Source organism: Gloeothece verrucosa PCC 7822 (assembly GCF_000147335.1).
Taxonomy (GTDB): domain Bacteria; phylum Cyanobacteriota; class Cyanobacteriia; order Cyanobacteriales; family Microcystaceae; genus Gloeothece; species Gloeothece verrucosa.
This window is the reverse complement of the sequence record NC_014501.1, coordinates 2,551,753-2,574,697: the sequence shown is the minus strand read 5'-3', so window position 1 is coordinate 2,574,697 and position 22,945 is coordinate 2,551,753. Positions and strand designations below refer to the sequence as shown.

Sequence of the window (22,945 nt, the reverse complement as noted above, 5' to 3'; positions counted from 1 at the left end):
ACTCTTTATCCTTAAAGTAGAGACGTTAAAGTAGAGACGTTTTGTTCCGCCTTTGTACTGTAGTGACAGTCTAGAGAGTCAAACGAGAGACAAGAGGATTGTGGTAAACAACTAACCGCTTGGTAAATTGAGAAATTTTTCCATTATAACTTGAAATTAGCCAAAATTTTTAGCGACTCATTATCAAGTTTTTTACTTTTTTTCCTTAGTCTACTTAATACTGGTTGGGGAATATATTTATGAGGATTCACAATGAAAGGCGACAGTCTAGTCAGCATCGAATAATGTCATCAAATAACACAGATTTTAATTTAAGTATTAAAATTTATTTATCTAAAGAATTAGCCGAAAGAGTGGTAGCAATTTTTTTGACCATTGTGTTCGGGTTACCCCTGTCTTTTGCCACCGCCTGGTATGTTAGTAAGCAAGCTTTAACCATCGCCCCTAGTCATAAAAATCATGAGCATCCAAATTTAAAAAATAATATCCATTAGTTAAAACTAACAATCTCTTGATAATACTAATCTATTTAATAGAGGAAAATAGACCTGTTTTGCCTGCTTAATGAACTTAAAAAAAGTTTTAAATCAAGTTTATTAACTAAACTTTTTCAAAGTCTATCAGTAAAAAGTAAAAAACTCGGTAAAATCGCTTACAAACAATCTTTAAAGAATATTAAAAATCTGCTCAGGAGTGGGACACCAATAAACTTAGCTGTCCGTCTCCCCACAACCGTTTAAAATCGCCGGTCATTGATCGGTGGGTTAACTCAAGCTATCCTAAATCTTTGAGGTCTATTAAAGATAATCTCTCATGGGCGCAATTCAAGCACTACGAGGAACACGGGACATATTACCCCAAGAAGTGAGCTATTGGCAGCAAGTGGAAAGCGTTGCTGCACAAATTTTAAGTCGGGCACTTTATCAAGAAATTCGCACTCCAATTTTTGAGCAAACCTCTCTGTTTGAAAGGGGGATAGGAGAAGCGACAGATGTAGTCGGAAAAGAAATGTATACCTTTAAGGATAGGGGTGATCGTTCTATAACCTTACGTCCTGAAGGAACTGCCGGGGTAGTTCGTTGTTTGATTGAACATAACCTTTATGCAAGCGGAGGCGTTCAACGGCTTTGGTACAAAGGCCCGATGTTTCGTTATGAACGCCCTCAGGCCGGCCGTCAGAGACAATTTCATCAAATCGGGGTAGAGTTATTAGGCAGTGCGGATTATCGGGCAGATGTGGAAGTAATCGCCTTAGCTACCGACATTCTACAGGCTCTAGGCTTAAAAAATCTCAAGTTAGACCTAAATTCTGTAGGCAACCGAGAAGACCGGCAAAACTATCGACAGGCTTTAGTCAATTATTTAACTCCCTATAAGCCGCAATTAGACCCAGATTCTCAAGAACGTTTAGAACGCAATCCTTTACGGATTTTAGATAGTAAAGATGAACAAACTCGGGCAATTTGTAGCGGGGCCCCCAGTATTATTGATTACTTAGGAACAGAGTCTAAACGCCACTTTGAACAAGTTCAGCAATTATTAACAGACCTAGCTATTCCCTATCAAATCAATCCCTGCTTAGTGCGAGGTCTAGATTACTATACCCACACCGCTTTTGAAATTCAATCCGATGAGCTTGGGGCACAAGCCACCGTCTGTGGCGGTGGTCGCTATGATGGATTAGTGGCCGAATTAGGCGGACCTGAAACTCCCGCCGTCGGATGGGCCATTGGCATGGAACGCCTGATCTTACTCCTGCAACAGCTACAGCAAGCACCTAATTTTAACCTAGATTTTTATATCGTTTCCCGAGGCGAAACAGCCGAATCACAAGGGTTAATTCTAGCCCAAAAACTACGCCATGCCGGGTTAACGGTGGAATTAGACCTCAGTGGGAGCGCTTTCGGGAAACAATTTAAACGAGCAGACCGTAGCGGTGCCGCCGCCACTCTGATTCTGGGAGATGAAGAAGCGGCTAATCAAACCGTTCAACTTAAATGGATGATGACCAAAGAACAGCAAACCCTTACCCAGGAGGAATTACTCACTCAGTTACCGGAACTTAAACAGTCTCTAGACAGACATAAACAATCAAGGGGCCACTGATTACTCAGCACCCCGCTCTATAGAGATGGAGCCTATCGGCTCGCGGTTTCCGTTCTCCCGTGAGGTTTTAGATGGAACGTTGGCAATTTCTCATTCAAAAAGAAGGCGATCGCCTCTGGACTCCGATCAATCAATCAACCCCGCCACTCGTTGAAGGACGATACCGAATTGTGGCTCATGGGAGTAAACCCAATTTTGCGGTGGAAATTCGCATTACTCACCAGTCTGAGGATGGCCATCGCTCTCGCATTGAGAGTTGTTCGCGTCGCACCAACGCACAAGGACTAATGATGATACTCCCTTTTACCTACCTTGAAGCCGGTATTTGGGAGTTACGCTGTTCTTGTGATGTACTGTCAGAATTATTAGGGCGAGGTTGGCAAAAGCAAATTCAATTGCAGGTAGCGGCTAAAGTTAAACAACCACAGATCCCTCCTGTAAATTGGCCGCCAACCCATCAAGCTTCCTCGCTCATCAATCCTAAGACTCAAACCGAGCCGGAATTTGAACAAATCACCCATCAAGATCAGGCTACCTATTATTTACAAAAATTAGAGCAGTTATTGCGGCAAAAAATTGAGCCGGTTTTATTCTCGTCTGAAACTCAGGTTATACCCCCTGCCACCACAAATCCTACTCATGTCTCTCTAGATTTTCCTACCTCCCTATTGGCAGGAGGAGCATCTCTAACTCCGATGGATGAAAATTATCTCAACCTTTGTCAGCAAGAGACCGAACCGACGAACAGACTCTTAACTTCTCCCTCAACCTCTGTGTTAGAAAACAAGGAAAATCTAACTCCCTCAACCTCTGTGTTAGAAAACGAGGAAAATCTAAGTCCCTCTATAAATATAATTCCTTCAACCTCTGTGTTAGAAAGCGAGGAAAATATAACTCCCTCAACCCCTGTATTAGAAAACGAGGAAAATCTAACTCCCTCTATAAATATAAATTTCTCAACCTCTGTGTTAGAAAGCGAGGAAAATATAACTCCCTCAACCCCTGTATTAGAAAACGAGGAAAATCTAACTCCCTCTATAAATATAAATTTCTCAACCTCTGTGTTAGAAAGCGAGGAAAATCTAAATCCCTCAACCCCTGTATTAGAAAACGAGGAAAATCTAAGTCCCTCTATAAATATAATTCCTTCAACCTATGTGTTAGAAAGCGAGGAAAATCTAAATCCCTCAACCCCTGTATTAGAAAACGAGGAAAAATTAACCTTCTCTATCAATATAAGTTCCTCAACTTCTGAGTTAGAAACAGAAGAGAGACATACTCCCTCATTCTTTAGAGAAGAGAAGTTAATGAAGGAAGAGGTAACTTGGTCTGATGCTCACTGTATTGAACAAGAAGGAATTGTCAAACTGATTTTAAATCAAGATCAGTTTTCCAGAAGTGAAGGAGAACCGATCCTCATTTCTGGAACCGTTGAAGCAGCAAAATTAGAGGATAAAACCCTCTCAATATTTCAAGGTAATTTGCGTTATGAACTCCTTGACCCTGAGACAGAGCAAGTTATCGTCTATTTTGAGGAATCAGTAGTAGAAGAAACCTTTCCTTTTATCTTCAGCTATGCGTTAGAGATTCCGCCAGAATGGGAGAACAAATTTTTAATTGCAGAAGTAATTTTAGAAACTGAAACAGGAATCGAACTAGATCGTCAAGCTGTGACAATTATGACAGATGTAGTTGATACTATTGCCAATCCTGTCAATTATACTATTACTTTATCAGACACTAAAGACAAATATTCTTTTGCCTTTGATTTGTTATTAGATGAGGAAATCCTTAGCTCTCCTCTGAATATTGATTTACCTCAACCAAGTAAAATGGAAAGGTTCAATAAATCCTGTCAGCCATCACAGGGACAAATTTTACCGCCAAAAATTACTCGCACCCTTGATAGTTCAAAAGCTAAGATTCCTCAATTACCGCAAATTTATAAACCTCGCCCTAACTCAACAGAATTAGTTCAGGTAGAGGAAGTTAAAAAAGACTCACAAATATCTGTCCCCGTTGAGCCGGATGTTCAATCATTAGAAGTCAAAGAGCGTTTTATGGAACGCTTGAGTTCTTTAGCCGGCAAAGTTAAGTAAAATAAAGACTTAACCCCCTAACCTCTTTTCCTACAAGAGAAGGGGAAATATATCCATGAGCCGCTATAATTAAATCAAAGCCTTGATTAGTTCCCATGACTAAAAAGATACTGTTCACCTCTTTTGAAACTTGGCTACCTCATCAGTCTTCTAACGCCTCAGATGACTTATTAGTAATTTGGCAAAAAGAAAAAAAAATTGTCACAGATAGAGATATTACTTTTTTACGACAACTGCCGGTCGATATAGTAAGAGCGAGTGAAAGAGCGATCACAGCAATTAAAAACTTAAGCCCAGATTTAATAATTTGTTGTGGAATGGCAGAATCTCGTTATCAATTAACGCTAGAATCTAACGCCACTAACTCAAATTCTCAGCTAGAAACTTTGATTGACTTACCTTCTTTAATTTCTCAGTTATCCCATACTGCTATTAGTCATAATGCGGGTAAATTTGTCTGTGAAGGATTATATTATCAAGTCCTGCAACATTTAAAACAAAATCATCTTAAAACTCCCTGTTTATTTGTTCATGTTCCTGTAATTAATACCACCCATAGCTCCCAAATTCTCTCAGATTTTCAGCTTATTGTTGACAAAGTACCTGTTCAAGAGTGGGGTGCGGAACTCGTTCCGCACTAAAAAAATTCCCCGCAACTTGTGCAGGGATTACTACTTAAAATAAAGGTTTTCCATCTTGATCTAAATATTTTTCCTCAATTAAAAAAGCCTTCAAAGCTGTGGGATAATCAACATATTTATCAATCACTTTGCCATTACTATCATACCTCACTAATCCCCAATCCGAAATTCGATCATAATTAGCTAACATAAATTGCCAGCCTTCTTCATACTCTCCTAAAAGAATTTTTTGGGCGACATAACCCGCTAAAATCCCATTAATTTCATAATTCTTTTTTTGTCCTTCTCGAATAGCTTTGTACATTTCTTGAAGCGTTTCTCTCAACTTTTTAGGATACTTTCGAGTTACCGTTTGAAAATGTCCATTTTGAAAACTATAAATTAGAGTAGGAGGAAAAGAACCCGCATAAGAACTAAATTTATAAAGAAATGAATTATCGTAAGATAAAAATTCTAATTTTCCATCTCCGTTAAGGTCTTCAAAAGTCCCGCCGCTACCATCCATTAAATCGGTTTCTGTTTTAATAAAATTCGGCTCTTGCCAAGTATAAATAATAGTATTTGTACAACAATGTGCCCCACCAGTAAAGACTCTAACAACGACTTCATCAACTCCATTATTATCTAAATCTTTTAAATACACTTCGCCAGTAAACTGAGTAAAATCACTGGCTTCTACTTTTTTTTGATCCTGGTAATAAATTTGATAGAAAAAATTTTTAGGATCGGCTGATTCAGAATTATTATTTAACGGGTTATAAGTAACAACAACTTTAATGGCTCCAGAATTGAGTTCTTGAGCAGTAAAGGGACTATCTCCTTCAATTTTTATATCAGTATTAGCAATGGTTAATTGAGCTAGTCCCAAAAGAGAAATGTTAACTAAGCCAATGATTAAAAATGATCTCCAGATTTTCATGATATTTTAAAATTTATCTTGGCGAGAATTGGCTAAATCTTGAGCAAAATTTAGAGCTTCATCTACTGTACCAATTTTTTGTTCGATTTGAGCAATTTGAATTTCAGTTAAAAGTTGGCCAATCAGAGGACTAGGATTAAGGTTAAGATCCCGCATTAGATCGTTACCTGTCACTAAGCATTGAGGATGGGCTACTGGATCTGAAGGATCTAAATAACGTTTAATGATAGGAAAAAGGCTTTTTTGTTCAACTCCGTGAGCCATAGCTAAGATAGCAATAATAGGAAAAACCTTGCCACAGTGCAAAAAGAAAAAATACTGTTCCCTTAGACTCATTAGGTGAGGAGTTTGTTGAAGTTCGGGAAGATACTTTAAGGCAGTGGTAACAGTGCGAATTTCAGCGCGAGAATATTTTAAGTCCATTAATTCTAATTCTGCTACTTGTGAGTCACCAGAAACTAGACAAGTTAATTTGGCTAAGATTAAATCTTGGTTACGGTCGAACTGTCGATTAAAATGTTTTTGTAAGGCTTGGGCAGACGGTTCAATTTGAGTGAGTAACTGAACTTTTTCAGAAGTAATATTTTTTAACCAGGGTTGGAGTATTCCATCTTTCCAAGCTTCTATTAACCAATAAGTCCCTTGAGGATGACTCAATAAATACCCTAATTCCGTTTGTACCCTTTCTGCGGCAACCTGACTTAACAAAGGAGCTAAAAGGGCTATGGTTGAACGAGTAGTAGGTTCAATGGTTAAATGAAGTTGAGCCGCTTGACGATAAGCTCTTAATAAACGAAGAGGATCATCTTCTAAATTTGACTGAGATACCATTCTCAGGATGCCTTGTTCTAAATCTTTTAAACCATTAAGAGGATCGATTAATTCTGAGGTATGAGGGTTATAAGCGATGGCATTAATGGTAAAGTCTCGTCTATGGAGGTCAGATTCTACCGTTTCACCTTCTTGGAGAGCAAAGTCGACAGTAGCATCAGTAAAAACGATTCTAGCAATTTGTCGCTGCTGATCCAAAATCACAAAACCCGCATGACAAGTCTTGGCAATTTCACGTGCTGTTTCTACCGCCAACTGGGGAACCACAAAATCTAAGTCGAGATAGTCTCGCTGTCGGTTTAATAAGGCATCTCTAACCGCTCCACCCACTAAACAGGCATGAGGTGGTAGTAAATCTAGATTAAAAGGTAATTCATGGGTTAACAGGCAAGATAAGCGATTTTGCCAAGACATAGTAAAAAAGTCAAAATTCGTCAATACTGTAACAAAACTCTACACTTTGATATTAGCCATCTTCGTTGAGTCTAAGCTAGATTAACAAAAAGGCACGATTGAGACTAGGGCTATGTGTATTTGTGTAAACTGCTATTTTGTTGATCGTTGCATAACCTACAACGCAGTAGAAACCCAACATCAACAACCCCACTTAACCGAAAATCCCGACTTTGAACCGACTGAACCCAGCATTAACGTTAATATTCGTCCAAAACAAGATTATATCGAAATGGAATGGGATGTAGTGGGTTGTCAGAGTTTCCTGCGAGAAACCGGCAAATGGGCTAAACTTCGTCCGGGTGAAGCCGTCCCAACTTAGTTAAGCGTCATTAGGCAGTAGACAATGACTAACCACTAACCACTAATGACGAATAAGCAATTGACACTTTTACTCTTTTCGCGTCAAGATTAAGATAGAACGTAAATCTTTGTAAAGCTTAGGCTAAATGTCTGTAGAGCTTCTATCACTTGACAACCTTCAGGAAATTGCTAGTCAATACGGTTATTGGGCTGTATTTATTGGCATTGCCTTAGAAAATACAGGAATACCTCTCCCGGGAGAGACTATCACTATCGTTGGCGGGTTTCTCGCCGGTAGCGGGGAACTTAACTATTGGATAGTGTTAGCCAGTACCATCGCCGGGGCAGTCCTGGGCGATAACTTTGGTTATTGGATAGGTAGAACAGGCGGCTGGCCCTTGTTACTGCGTATAGGAAAATTCTTTAAAATTTCAGAAAAACAATTAGAAGAAGCCCGACGGCAGTTTAGTAAGAATGCCGCTAGTGCTGTCTTTTTGGGTCGCTTCGTTACTCTGTTAAGAATTTTTGCCGGGCCCATGGCCGGAATAGCTCAAATGCGTTATTCCCATTTCTTATTGTGTAATTTCGCAGGAGCGGCACTTTGGGCAGTTACGATTATCACGTTATCCTTTTTCTTAGGACGAATTATTCCTTTAGCGCAAGTAGTCCATCTGATCGCCGAATTTGGCTTTTTAACTTTATTGGTGGTCTTAGTTGGGATTATTATTGCTCTCTGGTGGGAATCGCGCAAACCTAAGTTAAAAGTAGAAGAATAATCAGTCGTTTTTGATAAACTCTGGTTAAGGGGGAATCTACATTATCCTCCTTTTTTGTTGGAATCAGTAGCTGATAAGTACCTGGACAAAACTAAGTTAATCATAATCTAAAAAACTTTTATCTTCGCCCCTTGATTCACTCATCTGAAGGGGTTGACTTTTTCAATGCGCCTAAACATTTATATACTCTCGCGGCTAATTAAAGCGGCTTGGCTATTAGACGAAAGTTTCCTGATATAGTAAAGGTAATTTAAAACAAATTATATTCACCTATTTAACTGAAATCATGGAATGGTTAGCAATAATTTTAGCTGCCGTACTGACAGGTCTTTCTCCGGCAGGATTAGTGTTAGATCAAGTTGTTGCCAATAGAATACGCGCTTCCTTAAAAGATGTAGAACAATTAGCGGTGCGTATTGATAATGTCCCTACCACTCAAATTTTAGGCGGAAAAATTGACCGAGTTCGCATTGCTAGTCGTGGGGTTTATCCCATAGAGGGTGTGAGAATTGAAGCCATCGAGTTAGAAACCGATGCTCTCGATGTTAGTTTACAGCGCTTTAGGAAAGGGGGTAAAGATGCCTTTGTAGAAGCTCTGCGTCAACCCGCTCAATTGGCGATCAAACTCATTATTAATGAAACCGATATTAATCAGGCTCTCGAGTCTCCTAAAATTAAATCCCAGTTACAAAAATTAGTCAATCGTTTAGTTCCCAATCAAGATGATGTACAACTTCAATTTGCTCTAAGCAATGTTCATCTAGAGTTTTTAGACAATAATCGTATCCGAACCGAGATTAAACTCCAAAAAGCCAATCCTGAAAATGAAGACCCTGCCCTTCAAGGAGGAAGTTCAAATCAACCGGCGGCAAATCCGGCTCTAGATTTAGTTTTAGAAGCCGGATTAAATGTCATTTCAGGACGCACCCTACAAATCACTGACCTGACAGGAAGCCTTAATGGACGAAAACTTTCCACAAGATTACTCAGTGGGTTTGTGGAGGGGTTGAACCAGCAATTAGACCTTGGTAGACTAGAAAAAAAAGAAAATATTTTAGCTAGAATTCTACAACTGAATATCACAGACTCCGAAATCACTATAGCCACTTTTATTCGTGTAAATCCCAAAGAAACTAGGGGTGCCAGCAGAGTCCCCTAATAATTGCTCTGATAGCAATTTGCCGCCAGGCGCGGAACAGTTTTCTGAGTGTGATAAGTCTATAGTAAAGGGCCACATGGAGGAAGGACTTATGAAAAATCTACGCGATAGCCATAATTTATCTTTTGCGTCACTAGCCGCAGTCGGTTTAGCTTTAGTGGTAACAGGAGGGACTTTCGCTTGGGTTACCATCAATAAACTCACCTCTTCCACCTCTAACCCCAATACCCCGATCGCGACTAATACATATAAACCGGTTAAACCTGCGGTTGTGGAATCCCACCTCTCCACTCAAAAACAGCTACAGCAAAAGACTGCCAAACCTCAACAACACTCAGTGGCCGTTTATTGGCTCAAACTTACCCCAACCGAAACCAAATTACAACCGATGCCGGTTTCGCAGCAAAAATCCAACGATAAAAATCAACTTTTAACCGAGGCGTTTAAAGAGTTATTAGCCGGACCGAATGACCCTAACTACACGACAACCATTCCCGAAGGAACCAAGCTATTAGGCTTAAAAGTCGATAAAAAAGGGGTTCATGTTGACCTTTCTGAAGAATTCAACGCTGATGGGGGTTCAGCAGAAATGATAGGACGTTTAGCTCAAGTGATCTATACAGCAACTAGCTTTGATCCTAAAATTCCTGTTTGGATTTCAGTAGGGGGAAAACCTTTAGAACTGTTGGGAGAAGGACAGGGGTTAATGGTAGATCAGCCTATGACTCAACAACTATTTATAGAAAATTTTCAACTTTAGTCATTAGTTATTAGTTATTAGTCATTTTTCTCTATATTTATGACCAATTACTGGTTAATGAAATCAGAACCGAATGTCTATAGTATTACCGACCTCAAAAAAGAGGGTAAAACCATCTGGGATGGGGTACGTAATTATCAAGCGAGAAACTTTTTGCGGCAAATGCAACCCGGAGATTTATGTTTTTTTTATCACTCTAATGTCACGCCTCCTGGCATAGTTGGACTGATGCAAGTGGTAGAAAGTGATGTTATTGATCCGACTCAGTTTGATTCTCAAAGTCCTTATTATGATGCACAGTCTTGCTTAGAGTCTCCTCGATGGCAAACGGTTATTGTGGAGTTTGTTAAGGTATTTCCTGAAATGATTTCTTTGACCACTCTTAAGCAAATGTTTCATCAGGAAGAATTGTTACTTATTCGCCGAGGAAATCGCTTATCTGTGATGCCTGTTGCCAAAAAAGTTGCTGATCAAATATTGCAAATTGCTCAACAATAATGTTACTTTTTGCAACGTAGATGAGAAAAACTCGATATAAAAATTGATATAATAAGAATATAAGCTTCAGCAACAAACACCCACACTTGTTAACCTGGAGGGTGACAACATGACAACAAATTTAAGTGATGGTTTATTAGTGATTGCCGTAATAACCGTCGCCTGTGCGGTTTTATCGCCAATTTTGGCTTGGATCTTGCCCCAAAAAACGGAAATGCTCTAATTACTAACCCGCGCAGGGTAGTGTCTCACAGACAGAGCAAACCTACGCGGGCTAAATTACCTATTAATGCACTTTCAACAGGCCATCAGCTTGAACATAATCCTTCATTTGAATAGGAACCGGCGACGTGTTCCAAATTTTGTCACAGTATTCTCGAATAGAACGATCTGAGGAAAATTTCCCCATCCGCGCTGTATTGAGAATAGACATCCTTGTCCAATGTTCCTGATCTTTATATGCCTGAGAGACTCTTTCTTGACAGTCTAAATAAGATTGATAGTCAGCAAACAGCAGATAATGATCCAAATACAGTAGAGAATTAATTAAAAGTTGGAATAATCCACCATCTCCATGAGAGAAAAATCCAGAATTAATTAAATCAATCGCCGCTTTAAGTTCAGGATTAGAATTGTAATAATCCTGCGGATTGTATCCCTGCGCGCGTAACTGATCAATCTCTTCAGTTTTTAAGCCAAACAAAAAGAAATTTTCTTCCCCAACTTCTTCACGAATTTCGATATTAGCACCATCAAAAGTTCCGATAGTTAAAGCCCCATTTAGGGAAAATTTCATGTTTCCTGTGCCCGATGCTTCCTTACCCGCCGTAGAAATTTGCTCCGATAAATCGGCGGCTGGATAAACTCGTTGACCCAAGGTAACATTATAATCCGGCAAAAATACTACTTTTAATCGCTCCCCGATTTCAGGATCATGATTGACGATATCACCCACCGAGTTAATCAATTTAATAATCAACTTAGCCTGATGATATCCGGGGGCGGCTTTTCCGCCAAAAATAAACGTCCTAGGGGTAATATCTAAATTCGGATTTTGTTTGATGCGGTTATAAAGCGTGATAATATGTAACACATTTAAATGTTGACGCTTATACTCATGAAGACGTTTAACCTGAACATCAAACAAAGAATCGGGAGAAACAATTATACCTAATTTATCGTGAATATATTGCGCTAAATCTTGCTTAACTTTCCGTTTAACCTCGCGCCATTGTTGACGAAAACCGCCATCATCTATAAACCCCTCTAACTTTCTTAACTCATCCAAATTTTTAATCCAATTTTCGCCTATTTTAGAGCTAATTAATTGCGACAATTCCGGGTTACTCACCACCATCCAACGGCGAGGGGTTACCCCATTAGTAACATTGGTAAATTTTTCGGGCAAGAGTTCATAAAAATCTTTTAACAGAGTTTTTTTCAGCAGTTCAGAATGTAATTGTGCTACCCCATTAATTTTATGAGAACCGACACAAGCTAAATGGGCCATGCGGACATATTTATCACCTCTTTCATCAATCAAAGACAAACTAGATAACTTCTCATTATTGCCAGGATATTTCAGCCGCACTTGATCGAGGAAACGTTTATTAATTTCGTAAATAATTTCTAGATGTCGGGGGAGAAGATGACCAAAAAGACCTAAAGGCCATCTTTCTAAAGCTTCAGGTAAAAGAGTATGGTTAGTAAAACCAAAGGTTTTTTCCGTAATCTCCCAAGCTTTTTCCCAAGGGTAATAATGCACATCGATTAACAAGCGCATCAATTCCGCCACGCCAATAGAAGGATGAGTATCATTGAGTTGAACGGCAAATTTTTCAGCGAAATTATCTAAGGTATTTCCTTCATTTAAATGAATTCTAATCATATCTTGTAGAGAACAAGATACAAAAAAATATTGCTGCTGTAAACGGAGTTCTTTGCCTTTGATCGGTTCATCATTAGGATAAAGAACTTTAGTCAAATTTTCCGAAAAGACTTTTCTATCTACTGCGCCGTAATAGTCGCCCACATTAAAGCGTTGAAAATCAAAAGATTCACAAGCTTCTGAGGTCCAAAGCCGCATACTATTAGCGGTATTAACTTTATAACCTAGAATAGGCGTATCATAGGGAATACCTTTAACAATATATTCAGGTAGCCAACGCACTCGATAGTTACCCTGATCATCTAAATAAGATTCGGTATGTCCACCAAATTTAACCGAAACAGCCGCTTCCGGACGAGCAATTTCCCAAGGGTTCCCATCTTGTAACCATTTATCGGTGATTTCAACTTGCCAACCATCTTTGATTTCTTGATCAAAAATTCCAAATTCGTAGCGGATACCATATCCAATCGCAGGAATTTCTAAACTAGCCAAAGAATCCATATAACAAGAAGCTAAACGCCCTAATCCTCCATTCCCTAACCCGGGTTCTTCTTCTGTATTAATTAATTGTTGTAAATTCAGTCCAGACTCTTCTACTGCTTGGCGAATTTGCTCATAAATTCCTAAGTTAATTAAATTATTAACTAAGTGAGGCCCAACTAAATATTCTGCCGAAAGATAGCAGACTAATTTTACATCTTGCTTTAGATATACTTCAAGAGTATTGAGCCATCGGTGCAGTAGGCGATCTCGTACTGTGTAAGCTAAAGCCATATAATAATCATGTTTTGTAGCTATCGCCGGAAATTTGCCTTGGATGTAAAATAAATTATCGGCTATTGCCCGTCTGAGGGTTTCAATGCTTAATCCGGTACGATCATCCTCGATTTGAATTTGGGATTGCAGCATTTGATTGAGCGGTGGATTCATGATTTTTCTGGGTTTATGGATCTTTTTTTTTACGATAGTCTAAAAAACATGATGTTACTCATATCTAGCTAAATTTTAAATTTTTCTTTAATTTCTTAATCTTATAATAACTTTTGCAACCTTTGTTGACTACTTTGATGAGCAACATTGCCGCCCAAACATCAGGCTAAGGCTAACGAAAGGAGAAAAGAGCTTAAAAACGCTAGTCAACGACCTTTTTTCCTAACTCCTTACTTTTTTTATCAGATTTGTTTTCTTTTTACTTTTCTAGGAAAAAGCTGATAATTGGTATTAAAGACAAATTATACACCAGATTACCAACTAAGTTGGTATATTATTATGCCAAGGAAACAGCAAGGTTGGATTACATTTCAGTCATCAACGGCAGAACGGGAAATTCTAGAGCAATACTGCCAGCAAGTTCAGCGTTCAAAAACGGAGGTGCTTAGAGACTTTTTGCGGAGTCTAGGACAAATGTTGGCTTTCTATGACAAGGAGGATGCAGCATTGTCACTAGATGTTAGAGAATTAGTAAGGCAAAAATTGGAGAATCAAATCATGAAAGTTAGTGCCCGCAACGCGCTTAAAGGAACTGTTAAAAAAGTTATCGAGGGTTCAGTCAATGCAGAAGTTGTCATTGAAATAGCCCCAGGCGTTGAAGTCACTTCGATTATTACCATTGATTCTGTTAAGAGTCTAGGATTAAAAGAAGGTCAAGAAGCTTATGCGGTCATTAAGTCTAGTGATGTAATGGTAGCTGTAGCCTAGCAATATTCAGTAAAATCTCTTTTTTTAGCGGCATAGTTTCTTTAAAGCTAATTTTTGATGGATTTTAAAGAGGCTGTGCCTTTAACCTTTTTGCCGCTTGCCTTTAAAAATGTTGAAATCCTTCAGATAAACTCAACAAACGAGTGGGGTAAACTCCTCGGGAATCAACCAACTCAATTTTTTTCTCCTCAATAATCTCTCCGATAATCGCCGCACCTTTGCCCAACTGTTTAACCAAAGGCAAAGCTAACTCATAAGGAAGACATAACACCAACTCAAAATCCTCCCCGCCATACAACACCCACTCTAACATCTCCTCAAAAGAACCCAAAAGTTTCAAATCTGGCGAGAGAGGAATTTTCTCAGAGGCTAAACGTGCCCCAACGCCGCTAAAACGACAAATCTGTACTATAGCATCAGCTAACCCATCACTACTATCCATCCCCGCCACCGGAGTAGGACCGCTAAATTCCCATAATAACTCGAGAACATCTAAGCGGGGTAACGGGCGCTGATGAGCTTGAATCAACCTTTTAACCGCGTCTATCGGTAAATGTTCTCCTTTTTCCGGATGTAGCAATAATTCTAACCCGGCTCGGGAGCAACCATGATAACCCGTAACCACGATGGCATCGCCTTTTTGAGCCGCACCACGACGGATCACCCGTTGCGGTAACACTTGTCCTAAAGCCGTAATACTCACCGTAACCACAGAAGAACGACAGACATCACCCCCAAGAATCACCGTTTGATACTGCTGTAAACAGTCTCTCATTCCCTGATACAACCCCCGAACCCAGTTCACTTGTACTTCTGCCGGTAAAGCCAACCCCACTGTAATACCCAAAGGAGTTGCCCCCATAGCGGCTAAATCTGATAAATTAGCGGCCACAGCACGCCATCCCACATCCTCACTAGAAGTGGTGACATCACTAAAATGGACACCATCCACCAACACATCAGTGGTTATTACCAAAGAATGACCCTCAGCAACCCCCAAGACTGCCGCATCATCCCCAATAATTTCCGCCGGACAAAAACTTTTAACAATATTTAAAAGTCCCTGTTCTCCAACATCTTTAACTTGCTTACCCAACAGACTCATAGCTAACTTTCCTCATCCCAAAGCCGCTCTAACTGATATTTCCAAGCGGCTAAAAATTGCTCCCGTTCTTGAGGTGCTTGAGATAACCCTCCTAGCATTCCTTCTGCATAAAGACGATTTAAACTCTGTAAAGTCGCCTGTAAACTTTGTCCTTGCTGTTTAGCGGCCCTAACAATCAAACGAATTTGCTTTTCAATAAATAGATTAAACCCTTGGGAAAGACCTTCTTCATTTAACCGAATTAATTCAGAGAGCGCATTTTTAAAATCTTGGGCAGTTAAAGAGGCTAAGGGATGGGAAAAAACGCCCCAAAGCACTTCTTGATGCAATCCATAATAAGCCAATTGAGAGGAAGAAAAATTGGCCTCTAACAATTGCTCAAGATAAGGTTGAGCTTGAGAAGCCGGACAAATAGGAAGGAGTAGCCGTATTCCTGAGTAATCCGAGGTGATAATTACTAAAAGGCGAAATTCAGGGGTATCCACTTGCCAAGTATCCTCGCTGGGATGTTCCACAAGCGGCTCACCAAACTTATCAATGAGAATTGTCGTAATCTCTTCTGGAGTCATGGGAATTTTTTGCTCGTTATTAACGGGTTTGAAAAATATTTTGTACCATTTTTCTATCTAGATTAGCAGCAGTGCGATCAAGTTCTGTCATTTCCCCATCACTGAGTCGCCACCCTAAAGCACCGAGATTATCTTGGGCCTGTGTGAGGCTTTTTGCACCGGGTATGGGTATAGTTCCTTTACAGATACACCAATTGAGGGCAACTTGGGAGAGAGTTTTACCTCGATATTGCGCTACTGCTTGCAAGCATTGTAGTAGAGGACGAATGCCCGGCAATAACCTCTTAAAGAGTAAACCTCTTATTCCTTTGGGTAGAGGTCCTTTTTCGCAATATTTGCCGGTGAGGAGTCCCAACCCGAGAGGACTATAAGCAATGAGTGTTATTCCCAGTTCATCGCAGACTTGCTTGAGTCCTAATTCGGTCACCGGATAGGTGGAGAGTAAGGAGTATTGTACTTGTAGGGTGAGTATGGGAACGCCACGCTCAACAAATTTTTGATAGACTTTTTTGAGCCGCTTCGGTCCATAATTAGACAGTCCTACTCCTTTAACTTGTCCTTGTGTATAAAGATCTGCTAAACCGTTTAAAAGTGCCCCTTCTTGCCAAGGTGCATAATTGGCGGTTGACCAGTGCATTTGCACCAAATCGACGGGTTTACCGAGTCGTTGAGCGGAAGCTTGACAAGCGGCTATCATAGACTGACGAGTTAATCTCCAGGGGTAGGCGGCTAGTTTAGTAGCAATACAGATATTTTCTCGATTAGCTCCTGCATAGTTGCGAGAAAATTGTCCTAAAAGGGATTCGCTTCTGCCGGAGAGTTTGCCGGTTCCGTAGGAGTCACCGGTATCAAAGAGGGTAACACCATTAGCCACACAGTAGTTAAAGACTTCTTGTAATTGACTATCTATACTGGGATCGTAGCCCCAAAGTAGCTGATTTCCCCAGGCCCAGGTTCCGCAACCCATGAGGGGAAGGGTTAATTTTTCGCTCATCTTTTAACTTTATATTTTATAGTTTATTATTACTTACTTAAGTAGGGCGTGTTAGACGGCGACAATCTTTGTTAGATAACAATCATCTAAAAATCCGTCGTAACGCACCCTTTTACTCAAAACTCAAATGAGTTATTTTTATAACGAGGAAAAAAGCTCACCCGCTTTGAAGGATAAATTATCAAAACTGGGCTTAAGAGAAACATAAATATTCGGCGGCGCATTAGGCACAACATAAGTTTGCCCTTGGTTTTCGCCGGGGGCTGTCTTAGTATCTACTTCTAAGTGCAGAGGTGTTTCGGGGGAAAAGTTGGGTTCAGCGAGATTGATAGCCGCTACTAAATCCCAAACCGGGTTAGGGTCATTGCCGCTTTGAATAACGGTTAAGGCAAAGTCTAAAAATTCAGCAGCCATTTCACTTTCGGGGGTTTTTGTTGCTAACCAAGCTTGTTGATCTTCTCTGGAAAAGGAGATTTCATGGGTAGCATCGAGGGGAGTCAACTGAATTTTTAAGCCTTTTTCTCCTGCTTTAAAGACTTCTTGAGCCGCTACAGGGTCAACCCAGATGTTAAACTCAGCCACTTTATTAGTAGAAAAAGGAGGCTCCGGCACAACGCCGAGATTACCGGGTAGATACACTGAACCGCCCATAATTTCGATGACGGAGATGTTTTTAATAATGCCCGGATCGAGTCGCAGTGCTTCGGCAATATTGGTTAATGAGCCGGTTGCCAAGATAGTGACAGGTTCGGGAGATTTTTTGATGGTCTCAACTATCAGTTTGGCGGCTGGTTTGGTTTTATAAGTGGGAGCGGTTTCGGGTAATTTGACAAAAGGAGACCAAAAAGTAACGGCTCCGTCACGGATGAATTGGGGATAAGTATTGTGTCCGGATAAAGCTTCAGACCGGCCAATACCCAAAGGAATATCGGTGCTGACTCCTAAGCGTCCTAGCATCCGCTCAAAATTGCCGACAAAAGTGGCAGGATCGGCAATACCTTGACAGAGGGTAATGGCTTTGATGTCAAATTTAGGATTGGCTAAAAGATAACTTAAGGCGGTCATACCATCTTGGCTGCCATCATCATCAAAAATTAGAGGTGTACGGCCTCCCGAAGCACTGGCTACCAATTGGTTAACACCCTTCCCAGTCGGAGAGTGAATTAATTTGTTTTGGGAGGAATTGTTCTTGGCACTGGCCGGGAAAACCGCAACCAACAGGGACAGAATGATTGCCAAACAAGAAACGATTAGTTTTTTCATGCTGATTATAGGGATAAATTTACACTGTTTTCAACACCAAGATTGAGCCTTATTTGTAAATCAATCGTCCTTCGATTTGACGATCAAGAAGCTGATGAGCAACTAAGTATTCTTCTAGGACATTCTGAGCCGATGTTGTCAGGACTTTCTTTTCACCGAATTGGGTTAATTCTTCAGGAGTTAAGCTTAGACTAACCACTGAATTTTGGTAATGATATTCCTGCAAAGCAAGGCTATAGTGAGCATCATCTTCCACAGGATTACCCTTAATTGTCAAAGATTCAAGCTTTTTCTCAGCATCGTTGTAAATTGCCTGGATTCCTTGGTTAATTTGGAAACAATTCCCTTCACCGGGTCGTCGGTTTTCTGGTCTCATAATATAACTAAAGACCTTCTTCAGTTGTGCCCCAGTCACGATAACTTTATAAAGAGCGCCGTCATAGGGGTAAACTTTTTTGAGATCAGCCAAGGTAACTACAGGTCCCATTTCGGTTCCCCGAATTGAACCACTACCTATCAATACGATATCCGGTGCCAATTGTTCGGCAAAGACATCAGTAATTAAATTGCCTAATTCGGTTTCGATTTCACGTCTGGGATGGGTGAGTTGGCGCACTAATCGAGTAATAATGCGATTATATTTGCGATCTACCTGTTCTTTGAAGGTATTAATAAAATTTTCCAGATCAGTGTCGGGTTCAGCCAAATTTTTATCTACTGGAAGAAGTTCCCACTTCCATTCAACAATACTGTTAGTATCGTCATCGACTACTATGTCGAAACGTCCAATCTGATCTGTCCCTACTCCCGCCTGGGTAATCAGAATATTGTTCACTTTTTCGGGTTGTTCTAAAAAAGTATGGGAATGTCCGCCAATAATAATATCTACTCCCCATTCTGGGTCTAGCATGGCGGCTAATTTTTTATCTTCTTCAAAGCCAATATGAGTTAAAAGAATGGTGAGGTCAATGTCTTCGGTTTTGTAGGCATTGCAAATTTTACCCACTTCGGCGGCGGCATCTTCCAGACCAACAAATGTACCAATACTGGTATCGAGTTTTAATGCCTTAAGCACTTCTTCGGTTACAATCCCGATGAACATAATATCAAATCCGTCAACATTGAGGATTAAATAAGGATTCATCAAGCGTTTATTGTATTTTTTGATATACAAATTAGCATTGACGATGGGGAAGTTAGCCATCTTTTCTAGGAAGAGTAAATGAGGAAAGCCATAATCTAATTCGTGGTTTCCTAGAGTCACCACATTAGGGGCTAAATAATTCATAATTTCTATGGTTGAAAGCCCTTTGTATTCGGTATCAATCATCGAACCTTGGAGCATATCACCGGAAATGACAAACAGGGTATTTGGCTCTTCTTGCCGCACTTTATTAATATATCCTGAGAGAATGGAGAGTCCACCAATTAGATTTCCTTCTCCACTTTTCACCTCGGCCAAAAAGTCTCCGTGCATATCATTTGAATGCAAAATCGTAAACTTTTTACAACGCTCTGTAGTGACCATAAATTGTTACTCCTTGTGGTTAATTGGCCCTAAAAAAAATTTCTCAATAACCCTTTAAGAGATATTATTATCTTTGTCTGACTCATGCAAGGACAGTTAAGACAGTTAAGAGATTTAATAAAAATTTAAGCATTTTTTCAAAAAGCAATAGGATGCGTGATCAACACATCCTACTTAAACGTCACTGATAATATTTGTTCATTAAGATTGATTAAGCGGGCACTTCTACTCTTTCCTTACCCGCCAACTCAAAGGCCGCATGAACCACTTTTAGGGCCTTTTCCCCTTCTTCTTTACTCACCACACAACTAATTTTAATTTCCGAAGTAGCAATCATCTGAATATTAATTTTTTCCTGGGCCAAAGCCGCAAAAAACTTAGCCGCCACCCCGGGTTGTCCCACCATTCCCGCGCCGACGATACTAACTTTAGCGATATCGGTATCTACTATCACTTCACCATAGCCGAGGCTTTCTGCCACCTTATCTAATACGGCTTTAGCCACTAAGGCATCCCCAACGGCTACGGTAAAAGCAATATCGCGTCTAGGTTGTCCTTCCACAATGCGACAGCGTTGAGACTGAATAATCATGTCTACGCTAATATTTTTCTCGGCCAGGAGACTAAAAATTTTCGCCGCCATCCCCGGACGGTCCAGAACATGACGAATGGCTACCCGGGCCTGATTACGGTCTAAGGCCACGCCGCGCACAGGGGGAGCATTTTCAGCTACCGGTTTTTCAGTATCGACGGGTGAACTATTCACCTCAAAGGCTTGACACAGGGCTTGAATTGCCTTATCTGCGTCCTCTTGAGCGATCACACAACTGACTTTGACTTCCGAAGTGGAGATCATTTCAATATTGACTCCGGCTTCGGCTAGGGTGGTAAACATCTTGGCGGCAATCCCCGGACGACCGATCATTCCTGCGCCAGCAATCGCTATTTTAGCCACTTGTTTTTCCACTAATACTTCAGCTTCTTCACTATTTGCATGGATGCGTAAAACGGGGGCGATGGCTTCGGCGACAGCTTCGGCTTTGGTGAGAACATCACTCACCACCGTAAAAGCAATATCATTAGTATTGCCTTCATGGATCGACTGAATAATTAAGTCTACATCGACTTTTTGATGGGCAATTTCGCTAAATAAACGGGCTGCCACACCGGGGCGGTCGGGCACTCGTAATAAAGCCACTTTAGCCTGATCGGGGTCACATTCTACGGCATCGACGGCGCGTGTAATTTCTAACCCCACTAAAGACCGGGGTTTAGGCATCGGGGAAATAACGCGGGTGCCTGGGTGATCACTCCAACTCGAACGAACCACCAAGGGAACGCCAAAATTACGGGCAATTTCTACGGCCCTTGGATGTAAGACTTTTGCCCCTAAGCTGGCTAATTCTAGCATCTCATCACTGGTAATTTCGGCCATTAACTGGGCTTCTGGCACCAGGCGAGGATCAGTGGTTAAGATGCCGGGAACATCGGTATAAATTTCGCAAACATCAGCTTTGAGGGCGGCGGCTAAAGCGACGGCAGAGGTATCTGAACCCCCTCGCCCCAGAGTGGTGATTTCTAACTCATCGATATTGCTGATGCCTTGGAAACCGGCTACGACGACGACTTTACCCCCGTTGAGGTGGCCTTCTATACGGTCCGGTTTAATTTCCAAAATGCGGGCGCGGCTGTGTTCAGCTTCGGTAACAATTCCCACTTGGGCCCCGGTCATTGAGATAGCGGGTTGTCCTAACTCTTGCAACGCCATACTCATGAGGGCAATAGACACTTGTTCCCCAGTCGATAGAAGCATATCCATTTCCCGGCGTGAGGGGTTAGGGGAAATTTCTTTTGCTAAACTGACTAAACCGTCGGTTGTTTTGCCCATCGCCGAGACAACCACCACCACTGTATTGCCGCTATCAACCGTTTTTTTAACTCGTTGGGCAACAGCTTGTATACGTTCTACTGAACCGACAGAGGTACCACCATATTTTTGAACAATTAGAGCCATAGTCTTGCTTGTTTTCCGACTGGGAAATCAGACGTTAATCATAATTTAAGGTATCAAAAATTTGGCCGAAAATCTGGATATCTTTAGATTCTTTTTTGAGTGTCTGTTGACATCGGGTTTTTCGCTGGATGCGGCTAGGGGGAAGCGATTTTCGCGAGTTGTAACTCATAGTGATACAAACTGACCGGAGAACGGGCGGCTTGAAAATATTGGGGGTCTTTTGGCGATAAATAGATGGCGGTGACTTGTTGGGCTTTTATATCCCCTGACTCGAGTAATTGATAAGCGGTAGTTGTTTCTACTTCGTTTAAGTAAATACTACTTTCGCTGCGAAACATCTGCTGAGTCAGTTCGCTGCTGATAAATTGATGGGGAGTTGGGGTTTGGCTGTCTCGTTTGGTTATACTATAAATAATCTGGCGGTTTTCGGGTAAAAAGATGATTTGACGATTGGGATTGTTGGGATCGACTTTAACTTTTAACACTCCTTGCCCTCCTAAGTAGGCTTTGGCTATATTTAATGAGTTAAATTCTCGATCAGCGACGATGGAAGCTTTTTTGTTCGCAATTTTTGGTAAGAATGACTTATAATTATGATAAGTATGATTTTTTTGAAAACGTACCTCAAACTCAATGGGTTGATTTATATATTGGCGGCTATTTTCAAATCCGGGTGTCACAATTTCTGGGGCTAATGGGGCAATTTGATCCACTAATATACTGCTAACTTTCCAGGTTCCCTCCATCCAGTCAGGATAAATTAAATCTTCTTTGGCTTCTTTTAGGGTGGGTTTAGTTGTCCATTGGGGATATTGAAGCAAGCGTTCCTTTAAGCTGGCGGCTTGGCTTGGGATAGGATGACTGATTAGGAAAAAGATTGTTAATATTATTGCTAGAAAAAATTTCATCGGTTTTGATTAGGGTTATACAAAACTTATTTTTTTGAATAAAGCTTATGATCGGGATCTAGCCAAACAATATAAAATATTTCTTCAATAAAAAATCCATGAATTCTTCCATATTGGTTAGCAGATAATGAAAACTGGTAAGGTTGATCTACCAGTTGTTCTTCGCCTTTTATACCAAAGCCTGACTCGGTAGTATCTTCCCAGTTAATTTCATGACATCTAAGAGTTTTATTCGGATTATTTCTTAACTCTTGAGCCGTTAATTTAGACAAATCCCTCAACCTTTCCAAAAGAGTCGTTAAATATTTAATATCCTTGTGCTTAATAGTAAATTTAATGTGTTCAGTATCTAAATATTTATAAGAGAAACTAAGTCCTTCAGGGGGGTTAAGTTGATAAGCTTTAATCCCAGAATGTGATTTTGGGGAAA

21 protein-coding genes are annotated in these 22,945 nt (G+C 40.5%); 10 read left to right on the top strand and 11 right to left on the bottom strand.

Annotated elements, in window-relative coordinates:
• Positions 1-284: 284 nt before the first annotated feature.
• The 4 genes from CYAN7822_RS11250 to CYAN7822_RS11235 all read left to right on the top strand — a co-directional run bounded on the left by CYAN7822_RS11250 (position 285) and on the right by CYAN7822_RS11235 (position 4,846).
• Positions 285-494 (top strand): hypothetical protein, encoded by a 210-nt coding sequence (locus tag CYAN7822_RS11250; protein WP_041933211.1) that lies wholly within the window; start codon positions 285-287, stop codon positions 492-494.
• Between the two features lie 319 nt (positions 495-813).
• Positions 814-2,106 (top strand): histidine--tRNA ligase, encoded by a 1,293-nt coding sequence (gene hisS, locus CYAN7822_RS11245; protein WP_013322388.1) that lies wholly within the window; start codon positions 814-816, stop codon positions 2,104-2,106.
• Positions 2,107-2,177: 71 nt separating this feature from the next.
• Positions 2,178-4,205, top strand: coding sequence for a hypothetical protein (locus CYAN7822_RS11240; RefSeq protein WP_013322387.1), 2,028 nt, complete (start codon positions 2,178-2,180; stop codon positions 4,203-4,205).
• Between the two features lie 95 nt (positions 4,206-4,300).
• Positions 4,301-4,846, top strand: a complete 546-nt coding sequence (locus CYAN7822_RS11235; protein ID WP_013322386.1) for a pyroglutamyl-peptidase I family protein — start codon at positions 4,301-4,303, stop codon at positions 4,844-4,846.
• Positions 4,847-4,880: 34 nt separating this feature from the next.
• On the opposite strand, the gene CYAN7822_RS11230 is transcribed toward CYAN7822_RS11235, so the two are convergent.
• Both CYAN7822_RS11230 and CYAN7822_RS11225 read right to left on the bottom strand, forming a co-directional pair.
• On the bottom strand, positions 4,881-5,765 hold the full coding sequence (locus CYAN7822_RS11230) for a hypothetical protein (RefSeq protein WP_013322385.1): 885 nt from the start codon (positions 5,763-5,765) through the stop codon (positions 4,881-4,883).
• A 6-nt stretch (positions 5,766-5,771) separates the two neighbouring features.
• Positions 5,772-7,010, bottom strand: coding sequence for a tRNA nucleotidyltransferase/poly(A) polymerase-related protein (locus tag CYAN7822_RS11225; protein WP_013322384.1), 1,239 nt, complete (start codon positions 7,008-7,010; stop codon positions 5,772-5,774).
• Between the two features lie 112 nt (positions 7,011-7,122).
• On the opposite strand from CYAN7822_RS11225, the gene CYAN7822_RS11220 reads away from it, so the two are divergent.
• From CYAN7822_RS11220 to CYAN7822_RS11200, 5 genes are all read left to right on the top strand, one after another.
• Positions 7,123-7,371, top strand: a complete 249-nt coding sequence (locus CYAN7822_RS11220; RefSeq protein WP_013322383.1) for a Ycf34 family protein — start codon at positions 7,123-7,125, stop codon at positions 7,369-7,371.
• A 127-nt stretch (positions 7,372-7,498) separates the two neighbouring features.
• The gene (locus CYAN7822_RS11215; RefSeq protein WP_013322382.1) at positions 7,499-8,128 is read left to right on the top strand and encodes a DedA family protein; all 630 of its coding nucleotides are present in this window, start codon (positions 7,499-7,501) and stop codon (positions 8,126-8,128) included.
• 286 nt (positions 8,129-8,414) lie between these two features.
• Positions 8,415-9,287: an LmeA family phospholipid-binding protein gene (locus CYAN7822_RS11210; RefSeq protein WP_013322381.1), complete on the top strand. Its 873-nt coding sequence runs from the start codon at positions 8,415-8,417 to the stop codon at positions 9,285-9,287.
• Between the two features lie 91 nt (positions 9,288-9,378).
• On the top strand, positions 9,379-10,047 hold the full coding sequence (locus tag CYAN7822_RS11205) for a GerMN domain-containing protein (protein WP_013322380.1): 669 nt from the start codon (positions 9,379-9,381) through the stop codon (positions 10,045-10,047).
• 39 nt (positions 10,048-10,086) lie between these two features.
• Positions 10,087-10,545 carry an EVE domain-containing protein gene (locus CYAN7822_RS11200; protein WP_013322379.1) on the top strand — a complete coding sequence of 153 codons (459 nt, stop codon included), beginning with the start codon at positions 10,087-10,089 and terminating at the stop codon, positions 10,543-10,545.
• 286 nt (positions 10,546-10,831) lie between these two features.
• Here CYAN7822_RS11200 and CYAN7822_RS11195 read toward each other — a convergent pair whose 3' ends face one another.
• Complete coding sequence (locus tag CYAN7822_RS11195; protein ID WP_013322377.1) at positions 10,832-13,366, bottom strand: glycogen/starch/alpha-glucan phosphorylase; 2,535 nt, start codon at positions 13,364-13,366, stop codon at positions 10,832-10,834.
• A gap of 339 nt (positions 13,367-13,705) precedes the next feature.
• Here CYAN7822_RS11195 and CYAN7822_RS39415 point away from each other — a divergent pair, with 339 nt between their 5' ends.
• Positions 13,706-14,134, top strand: a complete 429-nt coding sequence (locus tag CYAN7822_RS39415) for a TOBE domain-containing protein (RefSeq protein ID WP_013322376.1) — start codon at positions 13,706-13,708, stop codon at positions 14,132-14,134.
• Between the two features lie 103 nt (positions 14,135-14,237).
• Here CYAN7822_RS39415 and thiL read toward each other — a convergent pair whose 3' ends face one another.
• From thiL to CYAN7822_RS39410, 8 genes are all read right to left on the bottom strand, one after another.
• A complete protein-coding gene (gene thiL / locus CYAN7822_RS11185) occupies positions 14,238-15,230 on the bottom strand; it encodes a thiamine-phosphate kinase (protein ID WP_216701598.1) in 993 nt (330 codons plus the stop codon).
• Positions 15,231-15,241: 11 nt separating this feature from the next.
• Positions 15,242-15,808 (bottom strand): type III secretion system chaperone, encoded by a 567-nt coding sequence (locus CYAN7822_RS11180; protein WP_013322374.1) that lies wholly within the window; start codon positions 15,806-15,808, stop codon positions 15,242-15,244.
• A gap of 19 nt (positions 15,809-15,827) precedes the next feature.
• Positions 15,828-16,802: an aldo/keto reductase gene (locus tag CYAN7822_RS11175; protein ID WP_013322373.1), complete on the bottom strand. Its 975-nt coding sequence runs from the start codon at positions 16,800-16,802 to the stop codon at positions 15,828-15,830.
• A gap of 138 nt (positions 16,803-16,940) precedes the next feature.
• On the bottom strand, positions 16,941-18,065 hold the full coding sequence (locus CYAN7822_RS11170) for a nucleoside hydrolase (protein WP_013322372.1): 1,125 nt from the start codon (positions 18,063-18,065) through the stop codon (positions 16,941-16,943).
• Between the two features lie 49 nt (positions 18,066-18,114).
• Complete coding sequence (locus CYAN7822_RS11165) at positions 18,115-19,593, bottom strand: bifunctional metallophosphatase/5'-nucleotidase (RefSeq protein WP_013322371.1); 1,479 nt, start codon at positions 19,591-19,593, stop codon at positions 18,115-18,117.
• 211 nt (positions 19,594-19,804) lie between these two features.
• A complete protein-coding gene (locus tag CYAN7822_RS11160; RefSeq protein WP_013322370.1) occupies positions 19,805-21,607 on the bottom strand; it encodes an aspartate kinase in 1,803 nt (600 codons plus the stop codon).
• 134 nt (positions 21,608-21,741) lie between these two features.
• Positions 21,742-22,515 (bottom strand): DUF6816 family protein, encoded by a 774-nt coding sequence (locus CYAN7822_RS11155; protein WP_013322369.1) that lies wholly within the window; start codon positions 22,513-22,515, stop codon positions 21,742-21,744.
• Positions 22,516-22,541: 26 nt separating this feature from the next.
• On the bottom strand, positions 22,542-22,787 hold the full coding sequence (locus CYAN7822_RS39410; RefSeq protein WP_245602731.1) for a hypothetical protein: 246 nt from the start codon (positions 22,785-22,787) through the stop codon (positions 22,542-22,544).
• Between the last annotated feature and the right edge of the window lie 158 nt (positions 22,788-22,945).

Bases quoted from the DNA above. Each gene is read 5' to 3' on its own strand.
- CYAN7822_RS11250 (WP_041933211.1), top strand. From the start codon at position 285: ATGTCATCAAATAACACAGATTTTAATTTAAGTATTAAAATTTATTTA.
- hisS (WP_013322388.1), top strand. From the start codon at position 814: ATGGGCGCAATTCAAGCACTACGAGGAACACGGGACATATTACCCCAA.
- CYAN7822_RS11240 (WP_013322387.1), top strand. From the start codon at position 2,178: ATGGAACGTTGGCAATTTCTCATTCAAAAAGAAGGCGATCGCCTCTGG.
- CYAN7822_RS11235 (WP_013322386.1), top strand. From the start codon at position 4,301: ATGACTAAAAAGATACTGTTCACCTCTTTTGAAACTTGGCTACCTCAT.
- CYAN7822_RS11230 (WP_013322385.1), bottom strand. From the start codon at position 5,765: ATGAAAATCTGGAGATCATTTTTAATCATTGGCTTAGTTAACATTTCT.
- CYAN7822_RS11225 (WP_013322384.1), bottom strand. From the start codon at position 7,010: ATGTCTTGGCAAAATCGCTTATCTTGCCTGTTAACCCATGAATTACCT.
- CYAN7822_RS11220 (WP_013322383.1), top strand. From the start codon at position 7,123: ATGTGTATTTGTGTAAACTGCTATTTTGTTGATCGTTGCATAACCTAC.
- CYAN7822_RS11215 (WP_013322382.1), top strand. From the start codon at position 7,499: ATGTCTGTAGAGCTTCTATCACTTGACAACCTTCAGGAAATTGCTAGT.
- CYAN7822_RS11210 (WP_013322381.1), top strand. From the start codon at position 8,415: ATGGAATGGTTAGCAATAATTTTAGCTGCCGTACTGACAGGTCTTTCT.
- CYAN7822_RS11205 (WP_013322380.1), top strand. From the start codon at position 9,379: ATGAAAAATCTACGCGATAGCCATAATTTATCTTTTGCGTCACTAGCC.
- CYAN7822_RS11200 (WP_013322379.1), top strand. From the start codon at position 10,087: ATGACCAATTACTGGTTAATGAAATCAGAACCGAATGTCTATAGTATT.
- CYAN7822_RS11195 (WP_013322377.1), bottom strand. From the start codon at position 13,366: ATGAATCCACCGCTCAATCAAATGCTGCAATCCCAAATTCAAATCGAG.
- CYAN7822_RS39415 (WP_013322376.1), top strand. From the start codon at position 13,706: ATGCCAAGGAAACAGCAAGGTTGGATTACATTTCAGTCATCAACGGCA.
- CYAN7822_RS11180 (WP_013322374.1), bottom strand. From the start codon at position 15,808: ATGACTCCAGAAGAGATTACGACAATTCTCATTGATAAGTTTGGTGAG.
- CYAN7822_RS11175 (WP_013322373.1), bottom strand. From the start codon at position 16,802: ATGAGCGAAAAATTAACCCTTCCCCTCATGGGTTGCGGAACCTGGGCC.
- CYAN7822_RS11170 (WP_013322372.1), bottom strand. From the start codon at position 18,065: ATGAAAAAACTAATCGTTTCTTGTTTGGCAATCATTCTGTCCCTGTTG.
- CYAN7822_RS11165 (WP_013322371.1), bottom strand. From the start codon at position 19,593: ATGGTCACTACAGAGCGTTGTAAAAAGTTTACGATTTTGCATTCAAAT.
- CYAN7822_RS11160 (WP_013322370.1), bottom strand. From the start codon at position 21,607: ATGGCTCTAATTGTTCAAAAATATGGTGGTACCTCTGTCGGTTCAGTA.
- CYAN7822_RS11155 (WP_013322369.1), bottom strand. From the start codon at position 22,515: ATGAAATTTTTTCTAGCAATAATATTAACAATCTTTTTCCTAATCAGT.